Consider the following 7032-nt stretch of genomic DNA (forward strand, 5'->3'; position numbering starts at 1 on the left):
ATAGCCTCCTGTTTGTTCTTGCATTGAAATTAGAAGGGCCCCCTTCTCTGAAGAAGTGGGCCCTCTGCTGCGGATCGCCAGCTATTCCGTCCCTATTACTCCCTATTTCTTCCTTATGGATTATAGGGGATAGAGATTAATCTTACAATTACATTTTTACCTTCATAAAACCTTCCATCCGTTCAAGCGCTTCGGTCAGCTTCGCTGTGGAAGCGGCATAGGAACAGCGGAGATGACCTTCACCGCCCATACCGAATACGTGTCCCGGCACAGCTGCAACCCCTGCTTCCTGCAGCAGGCGAAGCGCAAATTCTTCTGAAGTCATTCCGGTATGTTTAATAGAGGGAAAGGCATAAAAAGCCCCTTGCGGCTCATGGCAATGCAGCCCGATGGATCTGAGTCCTTCAACAAACAGAGAACGGCGCTGCCGGAAGCATTCTTTCATTGTATTCTTGTCCGGCAATCCGTGGCGCAGCGATTCGATCGCGGCAATCTGGCCCAGAACAGGCGCGCACATCGCCGTATACTGATGGATTTTCAGCATTGCAGACAGCAGTTCCCGGTTCCCGCAGGCATAACCGACCCGCCAGCCGGTCATGGCAAAAGCTTTGGAGAAACCGCTGATTACGATCGTCCGCTCCTTCATGCCGGGAAGCGATGCAATGCTGACATGTCTGCTGTCATAGGTCAGCTCGGCATAGATTTCATCCGAAAGTACGATCAGATTATGGGCTTTTACGATTTCTGCAATCGGAAGCCAATCCTCATAAGACATTACTGCCCCTGTTGGGTTATTCGGGAAGTTCACCATCAGTAGCTTGGAGCGCGGGGTAATGGCTCTAAGCAGCGCCTCGGCGGTAAGCTTGAAGCCCTGCTCCTCAGTAGCCTCCACTTCCACTAATGTTCCCCCGTTCAGATAGGCGATTGGCGAATAGGCGATGTAACTGGGCGATGGAATGATTACCTCATCACCCGGCGCGGTGAAGGCACGCAGCGCCAGATCAAGGGCTTCACTGCTGCCCACCGTTACCAGCACCTCCTCCATAGGCTGATAGGACAGTCCGAAGCTTTCCTGCTGATAGCGGGCAATCTCCTCCCGGAGCTCTGGCAGACCGGCATTCGGGGTATAACTCGTCTCTCCCCGCTCCAGGGCACGGATACAGGCGGCTCTGATATGCTCAGGGGTAGTGAAATCGGGTTCGCCTACACCCAGTGATATAATCTCGTTGTTACCCGCACTGAGATCAAAAAAAGCACGGATGCCCGAAGGCGCTATCTCCCGTACACGCGGTGCAATCAGATCGCTCAGCAGGGCGCTGTGATCCTGTTGCTGAAACCGTTTGTGTTTATCCATAGTGGACAGCCCCCTGCCGCACAGTCTGCAGGGCCTGCGTGTCCCGCAAACTCTGAGCGTCCTGCTTATTTTCGTTGCCGTCTTCTCCCTGTGCGCGCCGGACTCCCGGTACGCCTACAGCGCCTGGAACCTCCGGCTCCGAAGCGATCCCCCGCCGCTCTGCAAGCGAACCGGAGATAATCTCATCCAGCAGCCCGCTGAAGGTATATCCGGCAGCAAGCGCACTTCTTGGCAGCAGGCTCGTTTCGGTCATGCCCGGCAATGTGTTTACCTCAAGCACATAAGGAACGCCGTCCTTAAGCAGCATATCCACCCGCGCATATACCGTACACTTCAGCGCCTGATAGCAGGTCAAAGCCGCCGCACGCACCTGTTCATCAAGCTCTTCTGGCAGCTGAATGACCTGTTCCTCCGCACCGCCCAACTCATATTTGGCACTGTAATCGAACCAATCCGCTCCCAGTGAGCGGATGCCGATAACGGGCAGCATCTTTCCTCCGAGAATGGGACAGGTGATTTCCTGACCCTCGGTATATTCTTCGATCAGCACCGAACGGTCAGCGGCAAAAGCCTTCTCTACTGCGCTCCGCAGCTCCGCACGGCTGTTCACCTTTGTCATGCCGATGCTGGAGCCGCCCGAATTTGGTTTTACCATTACAGGATATCCGAGCTTCTCTACAGCTTCCGGCACGAAATCCTCCATACGGTCCAGGCAGATCCAGGCGGGCGTATGCACCCCTTGGCTGCGGAGAATGGTCTTGGACAGCGCTTTATCCATGCACAGGCTGCTGGACAGCACACCGCTGCCGGAATACGGAATCCCCAGTGTTTCCAGCGTCCCTTGTACGGTTCCGTCCTCGCCGTAGGCACCATGGAGGGCAAGCAGCGCGAAATCCAGATCTTTTACCGCATCAACCAGCTCTTCCCGCGAAGAAATGACTACCGGGACGCCTTCATATTTATTGCGGTCCAGATGCTTCAGCATTTCTCTGCCCGTATTCAGCGACACCTCATATTCCGAGGATACCCCGCCCATAATTACGCCTACTTTTCTCATTCCCTTAACCCCTCTTCATCCCAGTAGTTGCCGTGCAGTGCTGCCAATAATTTCAACGCCCTTCCGGATATCCCCGTCAGCCACTCTGGAGAACCCCAGCCGCAGTGTGTTCTGCCCTTGCCCATTCGTATAGAATATATCTCCCGCTGTAAAAATAACCCCTTGCTCCCGGCATGCCGTAAGCAGCTCCCTCGTGCTGAAGCCCTCGGCAAACGTTATAAAAAGATGCAGGCCCCCATCCCCGGTGAGGGATGCATACGGAATATGCTCCTGGCAGCAGGCCAGGGTCAGCTCGTATTTGCGCTTATATTCCGCTCTCGCCCGTTTCAGGTATTTCTCCAGATTGCCGCCCAGCAGATATTGATACAGAATCGATTGATCCAGCGTTGAGGTATGAATGCTTCGCGCTCTTTTGACGCTTTCCAGGTAATAGATCAGCTCCTGATCCGCAAGCACCCAGCCCACACGCAGTCCGGGAAAAAGCACCTTGGAGAAGCTTCCCAGATAGATCACGCTATTCCCGCCGCCCGCTGCTGCGATCAGAGGAGCCACGTGGGAACCCGAATACCGGAGTTCCTCGTTAAAACCATCCTCGATCACCGGTACCTTGTACTCCGTCATCAGCTTCATCAGCCGCTGTCTTTTCTCGGGAGACATGACGATGCCCGTTGGATTGTGGTAGGAGGGAACCAAATATGCACAATCATACTCACGCGCCTCAAGCGCCCGCTTCAGCTCACCCAGATGGATGCCGTCCCGCTCCATAGGCACACCCGCAATCTCAAAACCGTGCAGCTTCATATTCTTAATCGCCGTGTGATGCGTCGGATTCTCGCAAAGCACCGCCCCAGCCTTGCGGCCAAGCGCGGACAATACCACATCAAACCCTTCCGTAAATCCGTTCGTAATCAGAATGTCCTTGCCCCGCGTATTCACACCCTTGTGCTCCATATATTGCAGCAAATAGTCTATTAAAGGCTTATACCCCTTGGCATAGCCATAGTTCAGCAGAACATTGCCTTCTACCGCCATGCGCTCCATAAATGCCCGCTTCACATTGTCCAGATCGAACAGGCTCTCATCAGGCGCGATGCTGGTAAAAGAAATCGTACCCTTCGCCGCGCGTATTCCGCGCTTCATAATATCCAGTTCCTCGGCTAGCCTGGCCTGGCTGCTCAGCCGCTCTTTCCAGTCCACCGTCCAAGCAGAATCTCCAGGACTTCCGGCTTGATCAGCCGCTGCTTGTGATACATAGCTGCCCTGGCCCTGCACCGCATAGGTAAAGCCATCATCCGCAAGTGCCTCGTAGGCAGAAATGACCGAATTGCGGCTGACCCCCAGCAGTGTGCTGAGCTCGCGTGTGGACGGCAGCTTTTGGTCACCCTGGAGGGCGCCTCTGAGGATCAGCTGCTTCATGTAATCTTTTACTTGAATGAATACCGGCCGTCCGGCAATGAGCCTGAAATCCTTGAACATGCTTCCATCGCCCCCATAGCTATCATGGCACAGTCCTCTTCGTAAAAAAAGAACCACGGCCCGGAATTTTCTTCCGGCCGTGGTTCTTTGGCTGTAGAAGCTGAAAAGGCCCGGTACCCAGGGCGATCGCTTACAGCCTTTTTTCGAAATACAAATCCCCTATTTACTAGGTAGATAGCTTTGGTGGAATTTATCCACTTCATTCTGCTGAGAGACCACCACGGAGAGGCTTAACGGGAAAAAATCCATATCATTCCCCCAGATAGCGCTGGATGGATGGAAATGGAGGTGATTAAATCTACTTTTTCCACCTATTCATCGAAAAATCGGTGAAATTCACAAATTAGTTTTCCTTTTTCCACTTTACTCAGTGGCAACTGCCCTCTTCCCCTCCGCGCCACCGCAGCCTCACCGTGGTTGCCGTTCCCGGCGGAGGTGCGGCAGCTTCACGGAAGCCAAGCCCAGCGGTTGTCCGTGCCAGCATCTGGCGGATAACGCCGCCATGAGTCACAATCAGCACACGAATAGGTCCATTCCTAAGGCCAGGCGCCTCGGCAGCTATATGGAGCATTTCGGACAAAAAACTCTCCACACGTCCGGTGAATTCTGCCCAAGATTCTCCGTCAGGCGGAGTAAACGCCGTAGGATCATCAATCCAGCTACGATAGCTTGGATTACTCTGCAGCTGCTCATAAGTCTGTCCCTCCCAAGCACCAAAGCTCATCTCGCGCAGCCGTGAATCGTACACTGCCGACTGCACAAGTGATGGGGCAATGACCGCCAGTGTCTCGCAGCATCTGCGCAAATCACTGCAGTACACACGCCAGAAGCTGCCGGCAAGTTCGGGCTGGTGCCGAAGAGCAGTCAGCTTCACCTCCGATTCAGGCAGCAGCGGAAGATCGGTGCTGCCCAGGTAACGGCGTTCGGCATTCCACTGGGTATGTCCATGGCGGATCAGCACCAGCTCAAGCTCAACTTGAAGATCTACTTTGCACTCATATGCCCGTTCACTCACAGGGTCTGGTTCACTCTCAGGGTCCGCATCCTGTACAGGGTTTGGTTCATACTCAGGATTCAGTGCTGCCTCAGGTTTCCTTTCATTCCGGGCGCCCGGCATATACTCAGGGTGCAGTACATGCTCAGCGTCCAATCCGGCTCGGTTATTTGCCATCTCTCTGGATCAGCCTCCAATCCCGTGCCACAGCATAGCCGCCGCTGCACACAGGCAGACGAAAATTGCGGAAGACCACATCATCAGCCGTGAGGCAAGAATGATATCCTCCGGCTCCATAGTCCGGAGGGGGTCGCCCATATAGGCGCGGAACGTGGCTACGCCGTGGTATACATTTTTGCCGCCCAGACGGATGCCAAGCGCTCCGGCTACGGCCGATTCGGGGAATCCGCTGTTTGGGCTGGGATGGCTGCGCGCATCGCGCCGCACAATGCGCCAGCTGCTGCGCCAGTCCAGACGCAGCAGACAGGCGCACAAGACCAACAGCACTGCTGTCATCCGCGCCGCTATGTAATTGGCTACGTCATCGAGCCGGGCGGAGGCCCAGCCGAGATCACGGTATTTGTCGTTTTTGTAGCCGACCATGGAATCCAGCGTATTCACCGCACGGTAAGCCATAGCCAGCGGTGCTCCGCCGAGCAGGGCGAAGGACAACGGAGAAATAATCGCATCGACAATATTCTCCGCCACAGTCTCCACCGTGCCCCGGACAATATCCGGGCTTTCCAGCATGGTAGTATCGCGGCCAACGATCATCCCGAGCGCCGTGCGGGCTGCAGAGATATCTCCCTTGCGCAGCTCCACATAGACGGCCATCCCGGCATCTTTTAGTCCCTTAGAGGCAATAGTTGTAGCAATCAGCCAGACCTCCGCTGCCCAGCCCAGCCCAGGCGATACCCGGGACAGCAGCAATAGAAGGGCTGCTGTCCCTCCCCAGGCTCCGCCTGCTACCAGCAGTGGAAGCAGGATTCCTGCGCGTTTCAGAGTGCGCGGCTGCGTGCAGGAGCGGCGGATCAGCCGTTCAAGAGCTGTAACCGCTTTTCCCATAAGCACCACCGGATGAGGGATACTGCGCGGGTCGCCTATGATCCGGTCCAGCACATAGGCTGCAAGTAAAATAATCGCAAGCTTCACCGGGCAGCACCCGCAAGCGGCTTGTTGCTTATGCGGCTCATTGGCTGTCCTTCCTTGCCAGTTGGGCTGCTTTCACTGATCCGAGGCTTGCCGTTACAGCGGCATACACCAGCCTGCCAATCGCTCCGCCCAGGTCGGTGGCGGTTCCGGCGTAGACATGCTCTGCGGCGTAGCGTACGCTCCCACTCACTGCGAGCACGACAGCATCTGTAGTGGTACCAGTGGCAATCAGGCCATTCTCGGGATCCGTGACCCCGAGATCGGCGAGCGCGGCAGCCTTCGCCTCGGTTGCCGTCATCACGGCGTTGACCATCGCAGACGGAGTCAGTCGACCGTCAATGCCCAGCATGATGTTGATCGTCCCGGAGCGGTAAGCGGCCAGCACGTTCCGCCGGACTCCGGCGCGCGCGGCATTACCCGAGGCTGCGGTAACACAGCAGAAAATACCCGCCGAGCCGATATCCTCCTCGGCAACGGCAGCATGCTCCAGCGGTACCGCTGTCATCAGACCGGCGCAGCCTTCCAGCGGATAACCCCATTCGCGCAATTTGTTCTCCATATCGCGCACCGGATTGCTGCACTCATAATCACGGCTGACGAACTGGTTGACCGCCCGTTTCAGACGGACCATCCCGCCGCCGTACACCGCGCTCGACAGCCCTTCCGCTTCAACCGGGAATTCCAGCAGCAGATGCTCCTGCTTCCATTCGAGCATAAGTCCAGGCCAGACGCTAGAGTGATACACCGCTGCGCCGCTGCCTGGGTTAAAAGGAAGCTGTACTTCACCCATTTGATCCCGCTCCTCTCACAGCATTAATGTTCAATAACTACTATAACTACCGGAAACAATAAATCAGAAAAAGAGTTAGACTTAAAAATGTTGTGATAAACAAAATTCTATTTATCTTCATAAGACACTAGAAGTGATTTCAGATCATATCCATCGTACACAGAAAAAACGCTAATTCTCAAATGAAATAACGTTACCACATGTTCCAT

The 7032-nt window shown here is 55.2% G+C and carries 6 protein-coding genes; all 6 read right to left on the reverse strand.

Features of this window, described 5'->3' with window-relative positions; all coding sequences use genetic code 11:
- Positions 1 to 148: 148 nt before the first annotated feature.
- The 6 genes from A3842_RS27970 to A3842_RS27995 all read right to left on the reverse strand — a co-directional run bounded on the left by A3842_RS27970 (position 149) and on the right by A3842_RS27995 (position 6823).
- Entirely contained in the window at positions 149 to 1354 is a 1206-nt protein-coding gene (locus A3842_RS27970; RefSeq protein ID WP_074103476.1) for an aminotransferase class I/II-fold pyridoxal phosphate-dependent enzyme, read from the reverse strand.
- The gene (locus A3842_RS27975) at positions 1347 to 2411 is read right to left on the reverse strand and encodes a D-alanine--D-alanine ligase (RefSeq protein WP_083609770.1); all 1065 of its coding nucleotides are present in this window, start codon (positions 2409 to 2411) and stop codon (positions 1347 to 1349) included. The genes A3842_RS27970 and A3842_RS27975 overlap by 8 nt, the downstream gene beginning before the upstream one ends.
- Before the next feature lie 15 nt (positions 2412 to 2426).
- Positions 2427 to 3887 carry a MocR-like pyridoxine biosynthesis transcription factor PdxR gene (gene pdxR, locus A3842_RS27980; protein ID WP_074084920.1) on the reverse strand — a complete coding sequence of 487 codons (1461 nt, stop codon included), beginning with the start codon at positions 3885 to 3887 and terminating at the stop codon, positions 2427 to 2429.
- 367 nt (positions 3888 to 4254) lie between these two features.
- Positions 4255 to 5058: a histidine phosphatase family protein gene (locus A3842_RS27985; RefSeq protein WP_083609771.1), complete on the reverse strand. Its 804-nt coding sequence runs from the start codon at positions 5056 to 5058 to the stop codon at positions 4255 to 4257.
- A gap of 9 nt (positions 5059 to 5067) precedes the next feature.
- Positions 5068 to 6033: an adenosylcobinamide-phosphate synthase CbiB gene (gene cbiB / locus A3842_RS27990; protein WP_074103477.1), complete on the reverse strand. Its 966-nt coding sequence runs from the start codon at positions 6031 to 6033 to the stop codon at positions 5068 to 5070.
- Positions 6034 to 6070: 37 nt separating this feature from the next.
- Positions 6071 to 6823 (reverse strand): adenosylcobinamide amidohydrolase, encoded by a 753-nt coding sequence (locus A3842_RS27995; RefSeq protein WP_074103478.1) that lies wholly within the window; start codon positions 6821 to 6823, stop codon positions 6071 to 6073.
- Positions 6824 to 7032 lie beyond the last annotated feature (209 nt).

The organism is Paenibacillus sp. P3E (genome assembly GCF_001909045.1).
GTDB classification, from domain to species: domain Bacteria; phylum Bacillota; class Bacilli; order Paenibacillales; family Paenibacillaceae; genus Paenibacillus_AQ; species Paenibacillus_AQ helianthi.

Coding starts and splice junctions, on each gene's coding strand:
- A3842_RS27975 (WP_083609770.1), bottom strand. CDS start 2,411: ATGAGAAAAGTAGGCGTAATTATGGGCGGGGTATCCTCGGAATATGAG.
- A3842_RS27970 (WP_074103476.1), bottom strand. CDS start 1,354: ATGGATAAACACAAACGGTTTCAGCAACAGGATCACAGCGCCCTGCTG.
- A3842_RS27995 (WP_074103478.1), bottom strand. CDS start 6,823: ATGGGTGAAGTACAGCTTCCTTTTAACCCAGGCAGCGGCGCAGCGGTG.
- A3842_RS27985 (WP_083609771.1), bottom strand. CDS start 5,058: ATGGCAAATAACCGAGCCGGATTGGACGCTGAGCATGTACTGCACCCT.
- pdxR (WP_074084920.1), bottom strand. CDS start 3,887: ATGTTCAAGGATTTCAGGCTCATTGCCGGACGGCCGGTATTCATTCAA.